The sequence below is a fragment of the Clostridioides sp. ES-S-0054-01 genome (genome assembly GCA_021561035.1).
GTDB lineage: Bacteria > Bacillota > Clostridia > Peptostreptococcales > Peptostreptococcaceae > Clostridioides.
This window is the reverse complement of record CP067346.1, coordinates 1,384,719-1,407,894: the sequence shown is the minus strand read 5'-3', so window position 1 is coordinate 1,407,894 and position 23,176 is coordinate 1,384,719. Positions and strand designations below refer to the sequence as shown.

The window sequence follows — 23,176 nt, the reverse complement described above, 5'->3', positions numbered from 1 at the left end:
TTAAGTTCATAACAATAATTTTAGCAAAAATAATAACATAAATAAAGTTAAAAAATCATTTAAATATATCTTTAAACTAGATTATGATTTTAAAACCACACATAATATAAACTTCATATATAGTGGTACTTTCATCGTCAACTGTTAATTCATATAATTAAATATATAAATAAAAAATTTACTTTAAAATAATAAAAATCAAAATAGGAGTGTATAATATGAAAATAGCAGTTATAATGGGTGGCATATCATCAGAAAGAGAAGTTTCTTTAAATTCAGGAAAAGAGATATATAACAATCTTGATAAAAATAAATATGACGTTGTAAAAGTAATAATAGACGATAAAAAAGATATATTTACAAAGATACCAGAAGATGTAGATTTTGCAATACTTGCTTTACACGGAAAGTTTGGTGAAGATGGATGTATACAATCAATACTTGAAACTATGGATATACCATATTCTGGATGTGGACCTCTTTGCAGTGGAATGTGTATGGATAAAAATATAACTAAAAAAATGCTTAGAGATTCAAATTTACCTACTGCCCCATGGATTTTAGTAAAATCAGTTGATGAAATAGACTATGATGAAATAGATAATATAGGATATCCAGTATTTATAAAACCAAACTCAGGAGGTTCAAGTGTAGCCACATTTTTTATTCATTCTAAAGATGAAGTTGAAAAAGCAGTTCGCAAAGGTCTGGAAGTTGATGAATTTGTAATGATTGAAAAATATATACCAGGTGGAGAATATACTTCATTCATACTAAATGGAGAAGTATTCCCTACAGTATCTATAAAATCTGATTCAGGTTTCTTTGATTATGAAGCTAAATACTCTGTTGAAAAAGGAGCAAAAGAAGAAGTTGTTTATTTAGATGAAGAACTTCAAAAAAGAGTAAATGAAATTTCTGAGACTTGTTGGAAAATTTTTAATTGCAAAGCATATGTAAGAGTTGATATGATTATAAGTGAAGGTATTCCATATGTTCTTGAACTAAATACTCTTCCGGGAATGACTCAAACTAGTTTAATTCCTAGAAGTGCTGCTGCTAGAGGTATTAAGTACAGTGAACTATTAGATAAACTTATAGAATACTCTTTAAATTAGATGAAATAATTTGAGGTGGTAATTTGATATTTTCAAATCTAAAATTAAATGATAATGAACCAATTTATATACAAATTAAAAATTATATAAGTGATATGATATCAAAAGGACTAGTTTCAGACAATAGTAAGCTCCCTTCTACAAGGGAGCTTAGTCAGCTTTTACAAGTTAGCCGAAATTCTGTAGTTTTGACTTATGAAGAATTAAAATCAGAAGGGTTAATCTACTCTATTTCAGGAAAAGGTACATTTGTCAAATCAAATAATAAGCCTTCAAGTACTACATGGTCATTAAACTGGGATTATTTAGAGAATACATACTCTAAAAAAGCTAGTGAATTAGATATTATAAAAAGTGAAATCCCTTGGAGCTCTGACTTAATTTCCTTTAAAAGTATTTCTCCAGATGGAGATTTATTTGATATGGAAGAATTCAAAAAATCCTTTTTAAATAGAATCTCATTAGAAGGTCATAAATTACTTAACTATGGATACGCACAAGGTTATAAGCCCCTTATTGATTATTTATTAGAATATATGACAAACAAGGGTGTTGATATAAGTAATAAAGATATACTAATAACAAATGGATTTACAGAAGGCTTTGATATTATTATGTCGTCTTTTACCCAAGAAAAAGATTACATAATATGTGAAAATCCTACTCATAATACTGCTATAAAAATCATGAAATCACATAATCTCAATATTTTAGGTGTAGATATACATGAAGATGGTTTGGATTTCAATATGTTAGAAGACCGTTTAATTAAGTACAAAAATAAAATAAAGTTTGCATATATTACACCCTCTTATCACAATCCCACAGGTATCGTAATGACTCCTGAAAATAGATACAAATTCTATAATCTTATGAAAAAACATAACATAGCAATTATAGAAGATGGATTTAATGAAGAATTACTCTACAATAGTTCTCATATATTTCCTATCTGTTCTCTTGATAATATGAATAATGGTGTTGTATATATCGGTAGTTTTTCAAAGATTTTATTTCCTGGAATGAGAATTGGATGGATATTTGCAGATAAAAAAGTAATAGATAAATTGGAAAGTGTGAAAAGGTGTAGAAACATACATGTATCCTTTTTGGACCAGGGAATTCTATTTGATTACTTGAGTAATGGTGGTTTTGAAAAATACGTAAAAAAAATACGTAAGTTCTATGGAGACAAATTCAACTTTGCATATGAATGTGTAAAAAAATATATAAAAACAGAATACATCTTGGGTGATGGTGGTTTGCATATATTTATAAAACTAAAAAATATAGATACTAGAGCTCTATTAGAAAAATGTTATGAAAAAAATGTTATATTTATGCCTGGAGATTTATTTTTTACAGATAACTCTGGCTCTGACACTTTAAGACTTGGATTTTCTAGGTTATCTTTTGAAGACATTGAAAATGGAATAAAAATAATTGGAGAAACTATAAATGAAATCTTCTAGGTTAACTAAATATTGTTAGCCTAGTTTATTTTTATGAGGTATAATATATATAGTTTATATGAATCTAATACTGGGGGATAATATGAGTAAAAAGTCAAGACGAAAAAAAATTAATAAATTAAAATTAACAATTGTAATAACTGTATTATTTCTTGCCTTATTATCTATATATGAGATACTTTTCTCTAATTCCAACAAAAAAGATAATATAAAGAGTCAAGAGACTATGCAAAATAAAAATAATACAACAGATGATTCTAAAAATAATCAAAGCTCTATTAAAAAACAGGAAGATAACAATATTAAACCAACTTTTTCATATTCTTCAATACCAGATAATATAAAAAATAAAATGATTGGTAAATCTATGCCTTCTGATGAACCTATAAGCTTTGATAGTCTATCTTATTTGAAACTTACATACTATGGATTTGATGAAAAAACTCATCAAGGAGAAATGATAGTAGACAGTGAACTGGCTCCAGAAGTCGTGGATATTTTTAAAGAATTATACGAAAAAAAATATCCAATTGAAAAAATCAAGCTAATAGATGATTATGATGCTGTAGATGAAAAATCTATGTCTGATAATAATACCTCATCATTTTGTTATAGAACTATAGCTGGTACAAATGTAGTTTCAAATCATGGTAAAGGACGTGCTATAGATATAAATCCATTACAAAATCCTCAAGTTTCTGGAGATAATGTTAGCCCTAAAGTAAGTACAGTCTATGCTGATAGGTCTACTGTAAAATTTGGAATGATAAAAAAAGGTGATGATTGTTATAATGCTTTTGTAGGCAGAGGTTGGAGTTGGGGTGGATATTGGAAAAACCCAGATTATCAACATTTTGAAAAATAATAGATTAGAAATAAAGGTGAATTATATGAATTTAATGACATTGGAAAACATAAGTAAAAGTTATTCTGAAAAAAAATTACTTGAAAATATATCTCTTGGAATAAATGAAGGTGAAAAAATAGGACTTATTGGTGTAAATGGTACTGGTAAATCTACTTTGCTTAAAATTATTGCAGGAGTTGAGGAAAGCGAAACTGGTAATATAATAAAAACTAATGGTATTAGAATAGAATATCTACCTCAAAACCCAACTTATAATGAAAATTCAACTGTACTTGAACAAGTATTTAATGGGACTTCAGAAGAATTAAAGCTACTTGGTGAATATCAAGAAATTCTAGAAAAACTTAATTCAAACTTTACAGATGAATTAAATAAAAAATTATTATCAATACACGAAAGAATAGATGCCTTAAACCTTTGGGATTTAGAAAGTGAAGCTAAATCAGTGCTTACAAAGCTTGGTATAAATGACTTCAATCAAAAAATAGAAGAACTTTCTGGTGGACAAAGAAAAAGAGTTTCTTTAGCATCAGCTCTTATTACACCTTGTGAGCTTTTAATACTAGATGAACCTACAAACCACTTGGATAATGATACTATAGATTGGCTTGAAGAATATCTTAATTCAAGAAAAGGTTCATTGCTTATGATAACTCATGATAGATATTTTTTAGACCGTGTTACAAATAGAATTATTGAACTGGATAAAGGCAGATTATTTAGTTATGATGGTAATTATTCAATATTTTTAGAAAAGAAAATGGAAAGACTTTCATTAGAAGCAAGTATTGAAGATAAACGACAAAACTTAATTAGAACAGAACTTGCTTGGGTTAGACGAGGAGCTCAAGCTCGTAGTACAAAACAAAAAGCTCGTTTACAAAGATTTGATGAACTAATAAATAGAGAAGCTTTCAAACCTAATGAAAATCTCGATATATCCGTTGCATCAAGTAGACTTGGAAATAAAATAATAGAAATACACAATGTATCCAAATCATTTGAAGGAAATACTGTTATAGATAATTTAGAATATACCTTAGCTCGTACAGATAGAATTGGTATAATAGGTAAAAATGGTATGGGTAAATCAACACTTATAAACATAATTGATGGAAAAATAGAACCTGATAGTGGATATATTTCAATTGGAGAAACTGTTAAAATAGGTTGTTTTTCCCAAGATGACTCTCATATGGATATTAATATGAGAGCTATAGACTATGTAAAAGAAGCTAGTGACTATATAGAAACATCAGATGGAACTAGAATTACAGCTTCTCAAATGTGTGAAAGATTTCTTTTTAATGGTACTATGCAGTATACTCTGATAGGAAAATTATCTGGTGGTGAAAGAAGAAGATTACATCTTCTTAGAATCCTTATGCTGGCTCCTAATGTACTTCTTCTTGATGAGCCTACAAATGATTTAGATATTGAAACGCTTAAAATATTAGAAGAATATCTCGACGAATTTAGAGGTGTGGTAGTTACAGTATCACATGATAGATATTTCTTAGATAGAATTTGTAATAAAATATTTGCATATGAAGGCAATGGAAAAATTCATATCTATACAGGTAATTACAGTGATTATCTTATTTATAGAGAGGTTCAAGGAATTGAGTTTGAAGAATCTAAAAAGGAATCAGTTAAAAAATATGACTCCACTATCTCAAAAAAAGAAAAACCTAAAAATGATAAAAAACTTAAGTTTTCATATAATGAACAAAGAGAGTTTGAGAATATTGACTCCGACATAGAAAAACTTGAATCTAAAATTTCAACACTTGAGGAAAGTACTTCAAAATTTGCAACCGACTTTACTAAACTTCAAGAAATTTTGGATGAGAAATCGAAGCTAGAAAAAGAACTTGAATATAAATATGAAAGATGGGAATATCTAAATAACTTAGCTGATGAAATAGCTAATAATAAATAATATTAACGTAATCTTTAGTTTAATAATTTTTACTTTAAATCTACAAATTCTAAACATCTTAAAGAGATTGTCTCAAAATGAACTTTTTCAGTTCATGAGACACTCTTTTTTGTATTAAATCAAATATATGTTAATCATTTTAACAAAAAGAGGCTTTTCTCTATTTTGAGACAGCCTCTTTTATAATTATCTTCTAACTTTTACGTACTGAGATATCTTACAATAATTTTTCTTATATCTATATATCCAGCCTTTCAATATAGTGACAATTAACTTCAATATGATTTAAAAAAACTAACAATCTTTCATAAAGTGGATGAGATTCTTCTCCGTATTTAGCTTCTAAGTTCTCACCTATTTTTCTAACAGTCTTTTGACCATCGATTTGTAAAAACACGAAACTAGAATATTCATCTAGTTCTATTTTTTTATATTTAGGTATTCTAGCTTTTAACTTTCTAAAAAACCTTTGAATCTTGTGGTCCTGTTTTTCAAGTATAGTAACAACACTATTTTCATCCACTTCATACTCAAGTCCATTAGTGATTTTAAATACAATATCTAAAACATCATTACTCTTGCTCATTATTTTTTACTTTAGATAAAATAATAGGTAATATTGTAAGTATAACTAAAACTAATAGTAAAGCAATTGCCATTGAATTTGTTGCAGCAAATCCACTTGGTACTTTTGGAGTTATAACTTTAGTTACTTGTAATATTATACCTATTAAACCAATGATAGAACCACCAGCAACAAGACCAGAAGATAAACTTACACCATTAGAAACTTTAACTTCTTTTTCTTTTTCAGTTTTAGATGCTAATTCAACAAATAAACGAATTAATGCTCCAACTAATATTATAGAAGTAGTTGCAATTGGTAAATAGAATCCTATAGCTATAGTCATTATTGGTAATTTTAACGCATATAAAACAATTGCCATAAATACACCAACAATAATCATAACCCAAGGTAAACTACCTGACATAATACCAGAAGTTAATGTTGACATCAAGTTTGCTTGTGGTAATGCAAATTGTACATTATCACCAGTTGCTCTAAGTTGGTCAGAAAGTAATAAAATTACTCCTACAACAACTATAACACCAACTATACTTGCAATTGTAAAGTAACGTTGCATTTCATTTTTGCTACCACCAATGATGTAAGTTACTTTTTGAGATTGAGTATAACCTCCAGCTATAGCAATAGCAACAACTATAAATGAACCAAATAAAAGCAATGATTTATTAGATTCTAAATCAGTCCAACCCATTATAACAAATACTAATGTTACAATAACTAGAGAAGCTATAGTCATACCAGAAACTGGAAGATTTGATGTTCCTATTGTTCCTGTTAAACGACCAGCTACTATGACAAATAATAAAGATAATAAAAGAGATATGATAGCTCCAATAATTGCCATAGCAATATTACCAGAAATTAAAAACGCTGCTAAAAATCCAACTACTACTCCACCTAATAAAAGTATCATTTGTATAGATGAACCTTCTTCTCCTTCTCCAGTACTTGATTTAGCCTTAAGTGTTTCTTTTATAGAAGCGATTATAGTTGGTATAAGTTTTATTGCACCAATGATACCTCCACAAAGCATCATACCAGCACCTATATATTTTACATAACTACTAGATATAGCTCCAACATCCATTTGGTTAAGAGGCATTGCAGGGTTATTCCATACCATAGCTCCATCTTTAGCCATGTCTGTAAAATATCCTATTAAAGGAGCGATACCAAAGTTTGATAAAATACTTCCTGCAAACATTGTTAAAGAAACTTCAATCCCTACTATAAATCCAATTCCTAAAAGTAGAGGATTTACTTCAATATCAAATTTCCATTTGTAGAATTTGCTTCCTACAAGACTCATTACATTGTTTGCTACATTTAAGAATGAACCAGTTAATACAGTAATAAATCCACTTATTATAAATCCAATTCCCATGTACTTAATTGAATCTCCACCAGCCTCTGAAGCAACAAGTGTCTCAGATATAGCCATTGATTCTGGGTACATAAGTTTACCATGTTCTTCAACTATTAGATAGTTGTGAACTATAGAAGCAATTCCTATACCAAATAAAACTCCACCAACTCCAACAGCTAAGCCTTCTAAGAATGTAATTTGGCTTCCTATCAATATAACTGCTGGTAATACGAAAATAAATCCACTTGCAACAGATTCTCCACCACTTGACATACCTTGGATTAAGTTCTTCCCAAGAATACCCTTTTGACGAGCAAATGCTCCAACAAAGGCAGAACCTATTATAGCTCCTGGAATACCCGCGGCAACTGTAAGACCGGCTTTCATTCCAGAGTAAGTTGTAGATGCGGCAAAAATTGCAGCTAAAATAATACCTATAATCAGCACAGCTACATTTCCACCGGTTCTGGACTTATCTGTGATGTATGGAACGTAATCTTTTCCACTAACTTCACCATAAGCACCTTTAGGTAATTTTTTGTTCATAAAATTTTCACCCCTTTTCAATTTGTATATATTATAACATATATACATATAAAACTTAACTTTTTATTATTTTACAAATAGCGAGCTAAAACTACTAAAATTTAACCCTATATTATTAATTTCTAATTTTAGAAATTTTTATGCTAATTTTCTCTTTATTTTTCAATTGTACTAAAAATTATTAAGATATAAAATAAAAAAAATTTTTAATGTAAAATTAATTTTATTAAAAAAGCACTTTAGAACACAGAAAAGTATAAAAAATACAATAATCATTCTTATAAATAAATTTTCATCACAGTAAATATATGCAGAAAAGTCTTTTTTTTATGTTAATTGATTTTTTCAGAAAAATAAGTGTCATAAAGAAATATCTGAAATCACTTTACAACACCTGTCATAATAAAAAATCACTCTGGTAGTGCTTTTTTATTTACTTTTCCGATTGGTGTAACTGGTATTTTATCTATCCTCATTATTATTGTTGGAATCATATATGGAGGTAGATGCTCATTTAAATATTCTCTAATAGTTCCTTCATTTATCTTATCGTTATCCTCCTCATCAATCACATAGTATGCACATATATACATATCTCCATCATCATTTATTCTTGATATACAAACAACACTTTTAATTTCTGCAATATTGTTTATTATATTTTCAATCTCATATAGCTCTATCCTAAACTCATCAATTTTTACTTGATTATCCATCCTACCAATATAATCTAAATTTCCATCATCTAGCCATCTTACTAAATCACCAGTTCTATACATTAATTTATTATGTTCACAAGTTTTGTAAGGATTATCTACAAATACTTGCTCTGTTAGCCCTTTTTTATTTAAATATCCTCTTGATATTTGAATTCCTGATAAGCATAACTCTCCTGGAACTCCAATTGGACATAGTTTATTCTTTTTATCTAATACATATGCATAAGTATTAAATATAGGTTTTCCTATTGGTATTTTTCCATATTCTCTGTCCACATAAAAAGAAGTCGATACAACAGTAAATTCTGTTGGTCCATACTCATTATATAGCTTATAATTACGCTTTTTATATCCTTTTAATCTTTCTCCTCCAGTCTGTACAATTCTAAGCGAACTATTGTTACAATTTTGTATAAATAGCCTTGCAAACGCTGTTGGTAATGCTAGTATAGTTATGTCATTTTCCTCACAATATTCATTTACTGTATACTCATCAAATTTAGCTTCTTCAGGCATAATATCTATTGACGCACCTATAAGTAAATAAGGGAATAGTTGTTTCATCACAGCGTCAAAGCTGAAACTTAAGTATATACCGCATATATCCTCTTCTGTAGCATTTATAGATTTTACGCTATAGTAACACATATTTACTAAACTCTTATGCTCTATAGCTATAGTCTTTGGTCTACCAGTTGACCCTGATGTAGATATGGTATATGCACAATTTGATGATGTTATTTTTTCAGTTAATTCATATTCAAGCTTAAACATTTCTTCATTATTTATATCAAGTACTATTGTGTTCTCATTTACAACCTTACTTCTAAGTTCATCTGTAGTTATTACTACTTTTGCATTACTATCTTCAAGAAGATAATTCAGTCTTTCTTCTGGGTTATTTGTGTCTATCGGAAAAAATGCTCCCCCTGATTTCATAATCCCTATAGCTGTAATGATTATATTAATATCTCTTGGTAACATTACAGCCACTATATCTTCACTTTCTACTCCTATATGATTTAAATAACCTGCAAGTTTATCAGTTAGCTCATCCAATTCTTTATATGTTAAATTTCTATTTTCATCTCTAGCAGCTACATTACTAGGTGTTACCTTAGCTTGTTTTCTAAATAAATCAACATAACTTTTGTCATATGGCACTTCATATTGATTATCATTAAAATCTTCTAATAATACTTTTTCTTCCTTCTTACATACAAATTCTAAATCTTCTATTAAAATATCGTTATCTCTTATTATTTGCTCTATTAGATAGTCAAACTGATTTAGAATTCTTCTAATGGTCTCTCTTTTGTATATAGATGGCTTATACTTTATTTTTATTTTAAGTGCTCTTTTAGTGTATACTATTACAGATAAATCATAACCTTTTTTTTCTATGTCATAGTCATATGATAAATCAAAACTTTTAGCTATAAATATTGTATTTATAAGTTTAGTATTCAGATGGTTTTTATTCTCTATATCTGATAACAAATAATATCCATATTCTAAAGACCTACTCCATTGTCTTTTTAACTTCCTTACAACATCTATAAATTTTTCACTTTGTCTAACCTTAACTCTTATTGGAATTATATTCATTGTCTTACCAAAAACCACATCATCCTCATATATATACTTTTGAAGTATAAGACCATATATAGTTTCTATGATAGAGTTTATGCTAATATTATTCATTTTAGAATACTGAATCAATCTTTCATGTTTCTCAATATTCATCTTAAAAACTTCATCTACTACTTCATCAGAACAATCTTTATAAAAAAAATCATTTGGAATTTTTGCTATATTCGTATAATCATCTAACAAATCCATCCAATAATTCATAGCTCGTTCTAAATTAACTTCATACATATCAAAATTCCCCCTTACTATTAAGTCTACAGAAAAAAATTCTTTTGGAATTTTATTTTTTGCAATATATAAATATACTAATAATACATATGCAAGCTCTAAAAACATGAGCTTGCATAAAATTATATCTATTATTACTATTAAATTCGTAATATTTACAATGTTTAAAATATATTATAACACATATATGATTTTATTTTTCTACATTTATATAATATATAAATTACAAATAGTTATTTAATTAATATATAACAATACCTTTTGGAATATGATATATTATATTGATTAAAATTTTATAAGATAAGTTATATTTATAGAAAGGAGCCATATAAATGAATATTTATGCTCATAGGGGTTTTAGTGGAAAATATCCAGAAAACACTATTCTAGCTTTTAAAAAATGTTTAGATATGGACATATATGGGATAGAACTTGATGTTCACAGGACTAAGGATGGAAAAATTGTAGTTATTCATGATGAAAAAATCGATAGAACTTTTAATGGACATGGATTTGTAAAAGACTTGACTTTAAGAAAATTAAAGACTTTAAATTCATCTTTTGAGGGATATCAAGATAATAAAGAATGTAAAATTCCAACTCTAGAAGAAGTATTAACTTTAATCTTACCTACAGACCTTGTTTTGAATATAGAACTAAAAACTGACAAAGTAAACTATCCTAATATAGAAAAAGATGTTTTAGAACTTATTTTAAAATACAATGTAAAAAATAGAGTTCTTATATCTAGTTTCAATAGCAATAGTTTAAAAAACTTTCATAAATTAGACCCTAGTGTAAAAACAGGATTATTGTGTTATTTACCTATAAACAATGTAGTTAATTTTGCTAAATTTCTAGGTAATAGTTATCTTCATCCACCTCTAATTTTAGTAAATGAATCTCTAATTGAACTTTGTCACAAAAACCTACTTGATGTTAATGTATATACTGTAAATGAAGAGGATGATATACTACACTGTCTAAAGCTCAATGTAGATGGTATTTTTACCAACTATCCAGATATAGCTTCAAATTTTTTACAATCCAAACAATATAGCTAACTACACAATAGTTTGTACTCCTTGACTTTTATATTATTAATATGTACAATTTTATTAAATTTAGCTTGGAGGTATAACTATGGATAACTTATTAAATGAACTTGAAGCTTTAAAAAGTAATTTAAATAATCTACCTACAGAAAAAATAGAAAATTATGATTTGGATAAAACTGCTTTGTTTATAATTGATGTTAATAATGGTTTTGCAAGACAAGGAGCTTTATACTCTCCTAGAGTAGAGTCTTTAATAAAGCCAATCGAAATGTTTACAAAAAAAATATCAAATAAATTAAATAGAGTAATAGCATTTACTGATTCTCATACTCCTAAGTCTATAGAACTTTTGAGTTATCCTGTTCACTGTTTGGAAAATGATGTAGAAAGTGAATTAGTTGATGAGCTTAAATCAATAGAGAATCTACAAATTCTTCCTAAAAATTCTACTAATGGATTTTTTGCATTAGAAAATTTGGATTTTGATGATATAGACAATATAATTATAGTTGGTGATTGCACAGACATATGTATATATCAATTTGCAATAACTCTAAAATCCTATTTTAATCAACACAATGTTGAAAAAAATATAGTTGTACCTATGAATTTAGTAGATACTTATGATATACCTAATGTTCATCCTGCGGATATTTTAAACTTAGTATTCTTTAACAGTATGATTCAAAATGGAATTAACGTATTAAAAGAGATTCATTAATAATCCAATACTTTATATCCTATATAATCTAATTATCAAATAATCTATTTTTAATAAAAAGTCTAATAGAAAAATACAGTTTTAACTAAAATATTATAATTTACAACTACTATTTATTATAACTAATCTTTATAATATAAAAAATCGCAGTTTAGATATTCTTTACATGTTTTTGTAAGGAAAAATAAATTGCGATTTTTATTTTTAAGTAATACCACTAATCGATACTACTTCAGTAATTAAATATATTTTTTAATAGTCATACTTATTTGTAGTTTCACACATTACTACCTTTATTTTTTTATTAAACATATTCTTATATTCTAATAAAAACTCATTTAGTTCTGAGTCCATAAGATTTATTTTTTTATCACTACAAAGCATTATCTTTTCTTGGTCTATTATTACATTAATATCATTCAAATCATTTTTTAAGAATGTTGTTATGCAACTCTTTGGCTGAATTTTTTCACCATATTTCTCATAAAATCCTGCACTCTTCTTAAATGACTCTAAATCTTCTGTAGATACTTTGCTGGAAGTATTATTACTCATAAAACCTGCTGCAGAAGGGTCGATTCCAAAGTTTCTAAGTTGTTTTTCTACTTCTTCAGTGTCCATACCATATCTCTCCATAAATTGCTTTTGTATTTTCATAAATTTTTCTTGAGATATGTTGTTATCTCTCATATAATCAAATATTTTTCTTGAAAACTCAGCCATAGACATCTTTCCATCCATAACAGAAAAATATAAGTTATATATGTATTGCTCAAATTTATCTACATCAGAATCTTTAACTTTGTTCTTTAGTTCGTTAAAGTCTATTATTCTATCATCAGACATTTTTCATCCTCCTAGCTAAATTTTTACTTGTATAAGATTATACCATATTTCTATTATATTTATATACACACTATTTTTTTAATTTAACGATTTTTTCTGTAGCATCTAATTCGCACATTCTACCCAAAGGAATAGTTATCATTGGGATACAATGTCCCGATTGAAGATTATATATAGAAGGTTTATTGACCTTCTTTGCAAATTCCATTAGTAGTTCTATTAAGTCATTTTCTTCTATGCAATCTTTAAAATCTCCAAAAATTATACCATTACATTCCTCAAGTTTTCCTGAAGAATATAGTTGTGTTAACATTCTATCCAGTTTATATTGAGATTCTCCAATTTCCTCAATAAACAGAATTTTATCTTTTGCATCTATTTCATACTTTGTTCCCATTGTGGCAATTATTAAGGATAAATTTCCTCCCATTATTATTCCCTCTGCTTTACCTTCACATACAGTATAAATCTTTTCTTCTTTTGGATTTTCTAAATATAAGTAATCTTTAAATTCTAAGGCATTTACCAATGATTTATAGGTAAATTCATCCCATTTACCTACATTTGCTGCCATTATTCCATGATATGGTAAAATGCCACAATTTTTATAGAAAGCTAAATTTAAACCTGTTATATCAGAAAAACCTATAAATGATTTTGGATTTTGCTTTATTATATCATAATTTATTTTATCTAATATTCTTGTTGTTCCATAACCTCCTCTTAAACACATAATCATATCTACATCTTTATCTAAAAACATATCTTCTATATCCCTTGCTCTAATATCATCATTACCAGCTAAATAACCTTTATAATTTAAACTACAACTTTCAGAAAACTTAACTTCATAACCATAACTTTCTAAATTAAACTTTATTTCCTCCAAACTTGTATTTCTTAATGGCCCAGATGGCGCAATTATTCCTAACATTTAAACACCTCTTCTTCTAAAATGATATATTCTTCTCAATACTAAATATCTCTAATATAATTATAAGATATTTTATTTGTACTTGATACATAATAATGATTTACATAAAATAATATAATTAATGAAGAAAAATAAATTTTTAATATAGTTAGGATGTGTTTTATGCTTAATATAAGAACTCTTTGTCATGAGATAAATGATTGGGTTATAAATATAAGAAGAGATTTACATAAGACTCCAGAACTTGGATTAGAAGAATTTCAAACTAAGAAAAAAATTATTAAATACTTAAATGAAATAGGTATAAATTATATTGAATATAAGAATCATACAGGGATAACTGCATACATTAACGTGAATCCAAACTTTGAAACAGTTGCTATAAGAGCTGATATAGACGCCTTGCCTATAACAGAAGAACTTAATTCTTCTTACAAATCTATTAATCTTGGTAAAATGCATGCATGTGGTCATGATGCACACACTGCTATTTTACTTGGTGCTTGTAATATACTATTTAAATTAAAGGATTACTTAAATGTAAATGTAAAATTCTTTTTTCAACCTGCTGAAGAAACTATTGGTGGCGCTCAACTTATGATAGAGGATGGATGTCTGGAAAACCCAAATGTAAAATATATATTTGGACTTCATGTAAATCCCAATATCAACAAAAATCTAATTGAATTAAAATACAACACTCTAAATGCTTCCACTGATACACTTCAATTAACTGTACATGGTTCAAAATGTCATGGAGCTTATCCACATCAAGGTATTGATGCTATCGTTATATCTGCTCACATTATAACAGCTCTACAGACAATCGTTAGTCGCAACACAAACCCTACTGATTCTGTGGTTATTTCTCTAGGAAAGATTGAAGGTGGAATCAAGGAAAATATAGTTTGTGACAAAGTGGTTATAAGGGGTACTTTGAGAACCTTGACTCCTGAAACTAGAGAGTTTTCAAAAAAACGAATTAGAGAAATTTGTGATTTTACTTGTAAAACATTTGGAGGAAGTATTTCTGTTGAAATTGAGGAAGGTTATCCAGCTCTTATCAATTCAAACCATCTAGTAGATTACGTCAAACAAAATGCTGTAGAATTGTTTGGAGAAGAAAATATTATCCTTAAAGACTCACCTACTCTTGGGGCTGAAGACTTTTCGTATTTTCTAAGACATTGTGAAGGAGCTTTTTACCACCTTGGTTGTGCAAATCGTGAAAAAAACATTACTTCCCCTTTGCATACCTCTACTTTTGATATTGACGAAGATTGTCTTATTGCTGGTGTCATGCTTCATGTAAAAAATGTATTATCATTCTAACTATTAATATTTTTATTTATTATTTTTATATTGACCCTCACATGATGTCATGTTATACACTAAAATTATAAATGATAAATTAAATAGTTGGAGGTAATATTATGAAAGAAATATTAATAAATCCTATAGGTAAAATACGTATTCAAGGCGAAGAGGTCTTTATTAAATTAGACAAAAAGTATGTACCTGCATTAAATGAACTCGACGATTTCAGTCATTTAAATGTATTTTGGTGGGCTGATGGGTTTGATAATCCTGAACTAAGAAGTATTTTAGAAACCCCAAAACCTTATAAAAGTGGACCAGATGTTATAGGAATATTTGCAACAAGGTCACCTATAAGACCCAATCCAATAGCATTGACTGCTGTACAAATTATCAATATCGACCATGAAAATGGTATAATAAAAATACCATATATTGATGCTAATGATAATAGTCCTGTTATTGACTTAAAGCCATATACTCCGAGCGTTGATAGGGTTGAAAATCCGTCAGTTCCTAAATGGTGTAGTCACTGGCCTAAGAGTGTAGAAAAATCAGGAGAATTTAATTGGGAAGATGAAATTGAATTTTAAATTACTTTTTTCTTGATTTCATTAACTTGTTTTCCACATTTATTTTATTTACACTTACCAAGATTTTATGTCACATATACATATAATATTAGGCTGTATTATATAATACAGCCTAGTATTATATAATAAATTTCTATTTTTCCCTTAAATCATTCACATTCTTTCTAAGCTACATAAGATTTTTCTATTATTTCTTTTTGAGTTTAATTTAGCATTATGTTGAGGAAAAAACATTTCATACATTTTTAATAAATTAAATTTTTCTTTTATTCTACGATTTTATAATAATCAATTTAACTTAAAAATAATACCTAACTATTTTAACTATGTTAAACTAGCAAATGTAACCACTTATATGTTACAATTTTATATAAACATCAGATATAAAAAACTATATAAATAAATGACACATGGTGTTATATTTTTTAATACCAATTTAGTTATTTTTCAGTTACAGATTTAATAATAATTAATAGTAAGACATAATATTTTTATGCCCTTTATTGATTATGTATTTTCTGTTATCTGTTATTATCATCAATAATAAACATAAGGGGGTATATATTATGAAATTGTATTTAAGTGCTGATATAGAAGGTACTTGTGGTATTGTAAATTGGGATGAGACAAAACTTGAATGTGAATTTTCACAACACTATAGAACACAAATGAGTAAAGAGATAACAGCAGCATGTGATGGAGCTACTCAATCTGGTGTACATGAAATACTTGTTAAAGATGCACATGACAGTGGTAGAAATATTAATCCAAATATTTTACCTGAAAACGTCAAAATACTTAGAGGATGGACCAAAGACCCACTAGTTATGATGGCTGGAATTGATGAAAGCTTTGATGCATGTATATTCACTGGCTATCACTCTGGAGCTACTTGTAATGGTAATCCACTTTCTCATACTATGGATATTGATTATGACTATTTTAAAATAAATGATGAAATAGCATCTGAATTTACTATAAATGCTTATATTGCTGCATATTATAATGTTCCTGTAGCATTTTTAAGTGGAGATGAAATGCTTTGTGAGAGTGCAAAAAAACTAAATCCAAATATAGTCACTGTTCCTGTGTCAAAAGGAATTGGAAATGGTTCAATTTCAATCCATCCAAACCTTGCACTAAAAAAAATTGAAAAAGGTGTCAAAAAAGCTTTATCTGGAGATTTATCTAGGCACTTAATAAAATTGCCAGATAAATTTAAGATAGAAATAAAATTTAGAGAACATTATAAAGCTTTTAAGGCCTCTTTTTATCCAAATATGAAAAAAATAGATTCTCAAACAGTGCTATTTGAAACAGAGGACTATTATGAATTTTTAAGAATGTTATTATTTATATAAATTTCATATCATAAATTAAGGAGTTGATTAAGATAAGTAATAAAAGAAGGATTCCTTTAGGCGAATTTATTTCTGTATTTTTATTTTTTGCTGTTTTTTTTGGTATAACTTTTTGTATTTTCACGGTTATAGGAATTGGCTTCTTATCATTCTTAGGATTTGAATATAAATCTCTTGGAGCTGTATTAATTTTCTTTTTAATATATTTTTGTATAACCACTCCAATTGATTTTCTATGCACTACTATTTTAGATATATTCAGATATGTAAACAAATTACCATACTCAATATATAAACTTTGCGAATTTATAATTGATTTTATACTAACTTTTCTAGCTATGAACATAATTGATACCTTTATGGATTCAGTAACGATTCCTTTAAGTACAGAAATCTTATTCACTTTACTTTCTTATCTTTTATCAGAATGTATGGATTTTTTTGATAGGGATAAGAAAAAACCTTAATAAAAAAGATAGATTCCTTAATAGAACACATATTTTCGTATTTCTATTATTTAATCTATCTTTATTTTATTTGATAAATTTTTATTAATTAAAATATAGTTTCTTCTATATCCTTAGTCATTTGCTTAGCACTATCAAAAAATTCTTCTATATACACTACTTCATCACTGACCCTAGAATATTCTGCTGCAAATGCCATTACATGACTTTGTATAGCTTCTTTTGCTGCTACTCTACCCTTTTCTAGTTCTTTATTTGAAACTAATTTAATAAATTCAGCTATAAGATTTCTATCATATTCCTCTACCATATTCTGTTGATTGGATGGATTTATAACTATTTCTTCATTTTTTCCAAATTCTTTAATTCTTATCTCATTCTTATTTAAATCTCCACCAACTTCACCATGACTAAACATTAACTTTATGGTTCTTCCATTTTCTTTAGTAAATGCACATAAATTAAAAGTAGCTGTCACTCCATTTTCAAACTGTAGTATATTTACCATATTATCTACAACATTATTATCACATCTGTAAACACATCTTCCATATGGACTTGTCTTGAGTATATTTAATAGATTCTCTTCAGTTGGATTTATATGAACAGCTCTATTTATACTTCTATCTTTTTCTAAATAAATTCTCTTTGCTGAATATGGACATTTTTTTTCAACTAAACACTGAAGACAATTTTGTGCCATCTCTCCACTAGCATTTTGGTTATTAAGATGCTTTAAGCTTCCAAATGCAGATATCTTTTTACATCTACTTCCTACTAAATATAACAAAATATCCATGTCATGACAACTCTTTGCTAAAATTAAAGGGCTGGTTTCATTGCTATTTCTCCAATTCCCTCTAGTAAAGCTATGTGCAAAATGCCAATATCCTATATTTTCATTATATTGTATACTAACTAGCTCTCCTAATTTTTTGCTTTCTACAATTTCTTTTAATTTATTATAAAATGGAGAATATCTCAGTACATGGCAAATCATAAAAATCTTATCTTTATACTTATCACACAGGTCATTTATATGTACCAAACCATCTAAACTGTTAGACATTGGCTTTTCTAATAATATATGATAACCTTTTTCAAGAGCTAATTTTGCTACATCATAATGTCTATCATCATTTGTAGCTATTATGACTGCATCTGCCATCTTGTCCTGTTTAAAAAAGTCTTCTAAAGTTTCAAATACCTTTTTACTATCTAGGTTATATTTTTGTGTAAATAATTCTCGTCTTCCTTTTTTAGGTTCTGCTACAGCAACTATTTCACATACATCAGAATTTTTATAAATATATGGAGCATATGCATATGTTCCTCTATTACCTGCTCCAATCACAGCAACTTTCACTTTTTCCATACTTTAATTTATCCCCTTTATATTATTTATACTATTATATTATAGTCTATTTTTATAGACATTTGGATATTTTTAATAAAAGAAACAGCAGTTATAATTTTTCAATTTTAACTGCTGTTATAAGTCAATACATCAAACATTTTCAACTCAATCTTCTTTAATTTTAATAAAAAACCTTAAATCGTCAATATAAATTATAAAAAGACTTTTATTTAGCTTACTTCTTCTTTTCTTTATCTAGTTTATCTAATTTCTTATTGTATAAAAACATATAAAATGCCGCCGAAAATACTATTAAATATCCAACAACACTTAACATATCTGGATAAACATTAAATAAGAATATACTTAAAATTGCCGAAAATATTATATTACTATAATCAAATATAGAAATTTCCTTAGCAGGTGCATACTTATATGCTAGAGTTATTCCAAATTGACCTAGACTTGCAAATACTCCACCTAGTAATAGATATATAAGTTGCATAAAAGTCATTGGTTCATATACTGCAAAAGCAATTGGTCCTACAGTAACTAATGAAAAAACCGAAAAGAAAAATACGATTGTATAGTAATCTTCTCTGTCTCCAAGAACTCTCAAACAAGTATATGCCATTGCTGCAAATATAGCTCCTGCAACTCCTCCAAGATAAGGAATTACTTCTACACTAAATGTTGGTTTTATTATGAATAAAGCTCCTATAAAAGCAATTATAATAGCTCCTATCTGTTTTACATTTATTTTTTCTTTTAGAGCAATTGCACAAAATATAACTACAAGAAAGGGGCTCATTTTATTTAGCATGTTTGCGTCTGAGAGCATCAACCTATCAATTGCATAATAATTAAATATTACTCCTAGAGTTCCAAAGATTGACCTATATAAAAGTACTTTTAAATTTTCTTTTTTACCAGTTAGACTACCTTTGTGTTTTACGATAAGCCAAAAAGCTATTACAGCTGATACCAGATTTCTAAAGAACACTTTTTGAAAACTTGGTAAATCTCCAGCTAGTTTTACAAATGCAGACATCATTGCAAAGCCAAGAGCTGATGCTATTATAAACATTATACCCTTTATTCGATTTGATTTGATTGTACTACTCATACTTACCTCTTTTCTATATAAACATATAAAGCCATATTAATTAAAGACTTCGACTCATACATTAAATAATAATTATCTAAATATTCCAATTTATACTATAATTAAAATTGTAATTTATGTCAAGTAACTAATAAATCTTTTCAATTAATAACAATAATAATTATAGTTAAAAAGTTATATGTTTTTATGGATTATTATCAAAATATATAATATAATTTTATATAGTATAGACTTTTTTTAATTTATTATTTAGATTTTTAATAGATTTTTTAATTATGGAGGTATTTAAAACATGGAAATAAAAAGATATGAAGGAACTGGAAGAATGAGCAGAGCTGTAGTTCATAACAATACAGTCTATTTATGTGGACAAACTCATGCTGAAGGCGGAATAATTGAACAAACTACTGAAGTTTTAGCTAAAATAGAAGATTTATTAAACAAATATGGTTCAGATAAACAACATTTACTATCTGTCACTATTTATTTAAGAGACATGAAAGATTTTGAAGCTATGAACTCTGTTTGGGATGCTTGGGTTGAAAAAGGATTTGAGCCTGCTAGAGCTTGTGTTGAAGCTAGACTTGCTAGAGAGCATTTATTGGTTGAAATGAGCGTTGTTGCAGCTACAAAATAATTAATTTAACTTATATAGAGGGTGTCTCAAAATGAACTTTTTAGTTCATGAGGCACTCTTTTTTGTATGAAATCAAATATATTTTCATCATTTCACCAATGAAAAAGAGACTTATCTCTATTTTGAGATAGCCTCCTTACTATTTAATCTATACAAACTTGCTTATTCTCTATTGGCAATATCAATTTAGATGGATATTTACCTCCATGGTAAATTGTATTCTTTGCTTCTATATACTCAATACTATTATACCCCTCTATTGTGTTACTATTTTGGAAAATAAAATTTTTAGCACTAGATGTTATATCTAGCCTAATTTTATGACCAGCTTTAAATGTATTTGATATTTTTGAGGTTATAATTGTAAACTTATAAATCTCTCCTTCTTCCATAAGCTCTGACTTATAAAAACCATTTCTAAATCTAGCACTAAGTATACCATCAGCTAATTTAATTGAATTTCCATCTAAATCTACATCCATAATTTTTATAACCCAGTCAGTATCTCTAGCAGAACTTGATGCAAAAAACTCTAACTTTATATCACCTGTTATAGTGAATTCTTCACTAAAAGCATCTGATGTATAACACAACATGTCACTTCTTTTTTCTAAATCCTTGTAGTTATTTGGAACTCCAACTTCATTTTCTGACATATCAATTAGCTGTATTGATGGGTCTTTTGGATTATATATATAACTATCACACTTTTCTTCTAAACCCTTATCAAATATTAATCTCCCATTTCCCAAAGATGTGTTAGCATTTCCATCACTTATTAAATACATACTCTTATCTATCTTGTTTGTTATCGGCCAATTTTCTTCTGTCTTCCACTTGTTAGAACCTACAGAGTAATACTCTATTGGAGCAGTCGTATCTATGTTATTTTCTATGCCTTTTAAGTATTTATCAAACCATAATAGATAATTATAATCTAAATCATATCTTAGCGAACTATTTCCCAAAGAAATACCATTTATATCTCTTAAAGTATTTGAATTATGCATCCACGGACCTAAAATAGCCTTTCTCTTTCCTTTTTTATAATCCTTTATAACATCTAAGGCCTCTGTAGTTCCCATACCATTATCATCATACCACCCAGATATAACCAATGCAGGTACATTTATTTTATCTTTTTGTAAGTGCCAATCCATCATATCCCAATACTCATCTTTTTCTACTCTTTTTAGCCATTCTTCCAGAAACTCAATTCTATATCCAAGCGCTTCAACAGGTATATTCTCTATTGGTCGTATGTTTAAAACATCATCCCAATCATCTCTTACCATTTTACTTCTATCAACTTTATTTTTTGATACCATAAATGCCCATGCAAGCATACCAGATACAAAAGCTCCTCCTTTTCTTGGTATATCAACAAAAGGGCTTCCTGATGTTACTATACTAACCAAAGCTTTAAGATGCTTATTACCTGAAGATGCAGCTGCCCATTGAACATAACCAAGATATGACGCTCCAAGCATTCCAACTACTCCATTTGACCATTTCTGTGATACTATCCAGTTTATAGTACTATCTCCATCTTCTCTTTCATGAATCATAGGTTCCCACTTACCTTCTGATTCATTTCTTCCTCTAACATCCTGTATTACAACAGCATATCCTCTTTGTACATATTTATAATATATTTCTTTATCATTTTCTTTTCCATATGGAGTCCTCATAAGAATTGTTGGTGCTTTTTTAGTAGAATCTATAAAATTAGGAAGATATACATCTGTAGAAAGTTTTATTCCATCTTTCATATCAATCATATAATTTCCATCAAATTTTATAGAATATATCTCTTCATTTCTATGAGTTTTCTTCCATTCTTTTAATACAGTATACTCTTCATATCCATCCATAATTAATATGGTACAAGTTTCTCTAGACAAACAGATAAAACCGACTATTTTATTATCTACAATAATTATATCTAGTGGAAACTTTTTATTTCTTTGAACCCATATGTATTCATTAAGCTTAGAGTGCTTTTCTCCTAATTTATTTGTAACTATGTCTTTATCTGAATTTACTAAACTTTTAGTATATGCATCAAAATTATCAAATAAAGACTTTAAATCTATTTTTGTAAGATTTAAATAGTATGTATTTTCTTCTCTGCTTATTGGTTTTAAGCTTTCTATTTTATTTGTAAAAGGATTCAACTTTTCAATTAATAAATCATCATCAAATATTACATTTCCACTATATAACCCAGATATATATAATTTAAACTTTACCAATTA

General features: G+C 27.6%; 19 protein-coding genes. 11 read left to right on the top strand and 8 right to left on the bottom strand.

The features are described 5' to 3' along the window. Positions 1-218: 218 nt before the first annotated feature. From JJC02_06800 to JJC02_06785, 4 genes are read left to right on the top strand one after another with little or no spacing between them, the layout of a single operon-like run. Positions 219-1,118 carry a D-alanine--D-alanine ligase gene (locus tag JJC02_06800; protein ID UDN55877.1) on the top strand — a complete coding sequence of 300 codons (900 nt, stop codon included), beginning with the start codon at positions 219-221 and terminating at the stop codon, positions 1,116-1,118. Positions 1,119-1,141: 23 nt separating this feature from the next. Next, positions 1,142-2,590, top strand: a complete 1,449-nt coding sequence (gene ddlR / locus JJC02_06795; GenBank protein ID UDN55876.1) for a transcriptional regulator DdlR — start codon at positions 1,142-1,144, stop codon at positions 2,588-2,590. Positions 2,591-2,648: 58 nt separating this feature from the next. After that, positions 2,649-3,455, top strand: coding sequence for a M15 family metallopeptidase (locus tag JJC02_06790; GenBank protein ID UDN55875.1), 807 nt, complete (start codon positions 2,649-2,651; stop codon positions 3,453-3,455). Positions 3,456-3,480: 25 nt separating this feature from the next. After that, positions 3,481-5,400, top strand: a complete 1,920-nt coding sequence (locus JJC02_06785; protein ID UDN55874.1) for an ABC-F family ATP-binding cassette domain-containing protein — start codon at positions 3,481-3,483, stop codon at positions 5,398-5,400. A 238-nt stretch (positions 5,401-5,638) separates the two neighbouring features. On the opposite strand, the gene JJC02_06780 is transcribed toward JJC02_06785, so the two are convergent. The 3 genes from JJC02_06780 to JJC02_06770 all read right to left on the bottom strand — a co-directional run bounded on the left by JJC02_06780 (position 5,639) and on the right by JJC02_06770 (position 10,501). Further along, entirely contained in the window at positions 5,639-5,986 is a 348-nt protein-coding gene (locus JJC02_06780) for a PqqD family protein (protein UDN55873.1), read from the bottom strand. Next, the gene (locus JJC02_06775; protein ID UDN55872.1) at positions 5,973-7,901 is read right to left on the bottom strand and encodes an oligopeptide transporter, OPT family; all 1,929 of its coding nucleotides are present in this window, start codon (positions 7,899-7,901) and stop codon (positions 5,973-5,975) included. The genes JJC02_06780 and JJC02_06775 overlap by 14 nt, the downstream gene beginning before the upstream one ends. Positions 7,902-8,311: 410 nt before the next feature. Next, positions 8,312-10,501 carry an amino acid adenylation domain-containing protein gene (locus JJC02_06770; protein ID UDN55871.1) on the bottom strand — a complete coding sequence of 730 codons (2,190 nt, stop codon included), beginning with the start codon at positions 10,499-10,501 and terminating at the stop codon, positions 8,312-8,314. A gap of 332 nt (positions 10,502-10,833) precedes the next feature. On the opposite strand from JJC02_06770, the gene JJC02_06765 reads away from it, so the two are divergent. Together JJC02_06765 and JJC02_06760 are read left to right on the top strand one after the other, a co-directional pair. After that, entirely contained in the window at positions 10,834-11,565 is a 732-nt protein-coding gene (locus tag JJC02_06765) for a glycerophosphodiester phosphodiesterase (GenBank protein ID UDN55870.1), read from the top strand. A 79-nt stretch (positions 11,566-11,644) separates the two neighbouring features. After that, on the top strand, positions 11,645-12,280 hold the full coding sequence (locus JJC02_06760) for an isochorismatase family protein (protein UDN55869.1): 636 nt from the start codon (positions 11,645-11,647) through the stop codon (positions 12,278-12,280). Between the two features lie 252 nt (positions 12,281-12,532). Here JJC02_06760 and JJC02_06755 read toward each other — a convergent pair whose 3' ends face one another. Then, on the bottom strand, positions 12,533-13,126 hold the full coding sequence (locus tag JJC02_06755) for a DUF3867 domain-containing protein (protein ID UDN55868.1): 594 nt from the start codon (positions 13,124-13,126) through the stop codon (positions 12,533-12,535). A gap of 70 nt (positions 13,127-13,196) precedes the next feature. After that, positions 13,197-14,060 (bottom strand): LD-carboxypeptidase, encoded by an 864-nt coding sequence (locus JJC02_06750; protein UDN55867.1) that lies wholly within the window; start codon positions 14,058-14,060, stop codon positions 13,197-13,199. A gap of 162 nt (positions 14,061-14,222) precedes the next feature. Between JJC02_06750 and JJC02_06745 the strand changes: the two genes are divergently transcribed. From JJC02_06745 to JJC02_06730, 4 genes are all read left to right on the top strand, one after another. Continuing rightward, positions 14,223-15,392 (top strand): amidohydrolase, encoded by a 1,170-nt coding sequence (locus JJC02_06745; protein ID UDN55866.1) that lies wholly within the window; start codon positions 14,223-14,225, stop codon positions 15,390-15,392. Positions 15,393-15,493: 101 nt separating this feature from the next. Then, the gene (locus JJC02_06740) at positions 15,494-15,970 is read left to right on the top strand and encodes an SAM-dependent methyltransferase (GenBank protein UDN55865.1); all 477 of its coding nucleotides are present in this window, start codon (positions 15,494-15,496) and stop codon (positions 15,968-15,970) included. 566 nt (positions 15,971-16,536) lie between these two features. Then, on the top strand, positions 16,537-17,331 hold the full coding sequence (locus tag JJC02_06735) for a M55 family metallopeptidase (GenBank protein UDN55864.1): 795 nt from the start codon (positions 16,537-16,539) through the stop codon (positions 17,329-17,331). 23 nt (positions 17,332-17,354) lie between these two features. Continuing rightward, positions 17,355-17,798, top strand: a complete 444-nt coding sequence (locus JJC02_06730) for a regulatory YrvL family protein (GenBank protein ID UDN55863.1) — start codon at positions 17,355-17,357, stop codon at positions 17,796-17,798. Positions 17,799-17,886: 88 nt separating this feature from the next. Here JJC02_06730 and JJC02_06725 read toward each other — a convergent pair whose 3' ends face one another. Both JJC02_06725 and JJC02_06720 read right to left on the bottom strand, forming a co-directional pair. Continuing rightward, positions 17,887-19,173, bottom strand: a complete 1,287-nt coding sequence (locus tag JJC02_06725) for a Gfo/Idh/MocA family oxidoreductase (protein ID UDN55862.1) — start codon at positions 19,171-19,173, stop codon at positions 17,887-17,889. A gap of 217 nt (positions 19,174-19,390) precedes the next feature. After that, positions 19,391-20,281, bottom strand: coding sequence for a DMT family transporter (locus tag JJC02_06720; protein UDN55861.1), 891 nt, complete (start codon positions 20,279-20,281; stop codon positions 19,391-19,393). A gap of 292 nt (positions 20,282-20,573) precedes the next feature. Between JJC02_06720 and JJC02_06715 the strand changes: the two genes are divergently transcribed. Beyond that, positions 20,574-20,918, top strand: a complete 345-nt coding sequence (locus tag JJC02_06715) for a RidA family protein (protein UDN55860.1) — start codon at positions 20,574-20,576, stop codon at positions 20,916-20,918. 143 nt (positions 20,919-21,061) lie between these two features. Here the strand turns inward: JJC02_06715 and JJC02_06710 are convergent, their stop codons facing one another. After that, positions 21,062-23,173 (bottom strand): CocE/NonD family hydrolase, encoded by a 2,112-nt coding sequence (locus tag JJC02_06710; protein UDN55859.1) that lies wholly within the window; start codon positions 23,171-23,173, stop codon positions 21,062-21,064. Positions 23,174-23,176: the final 3 nt, after the last annotated feature.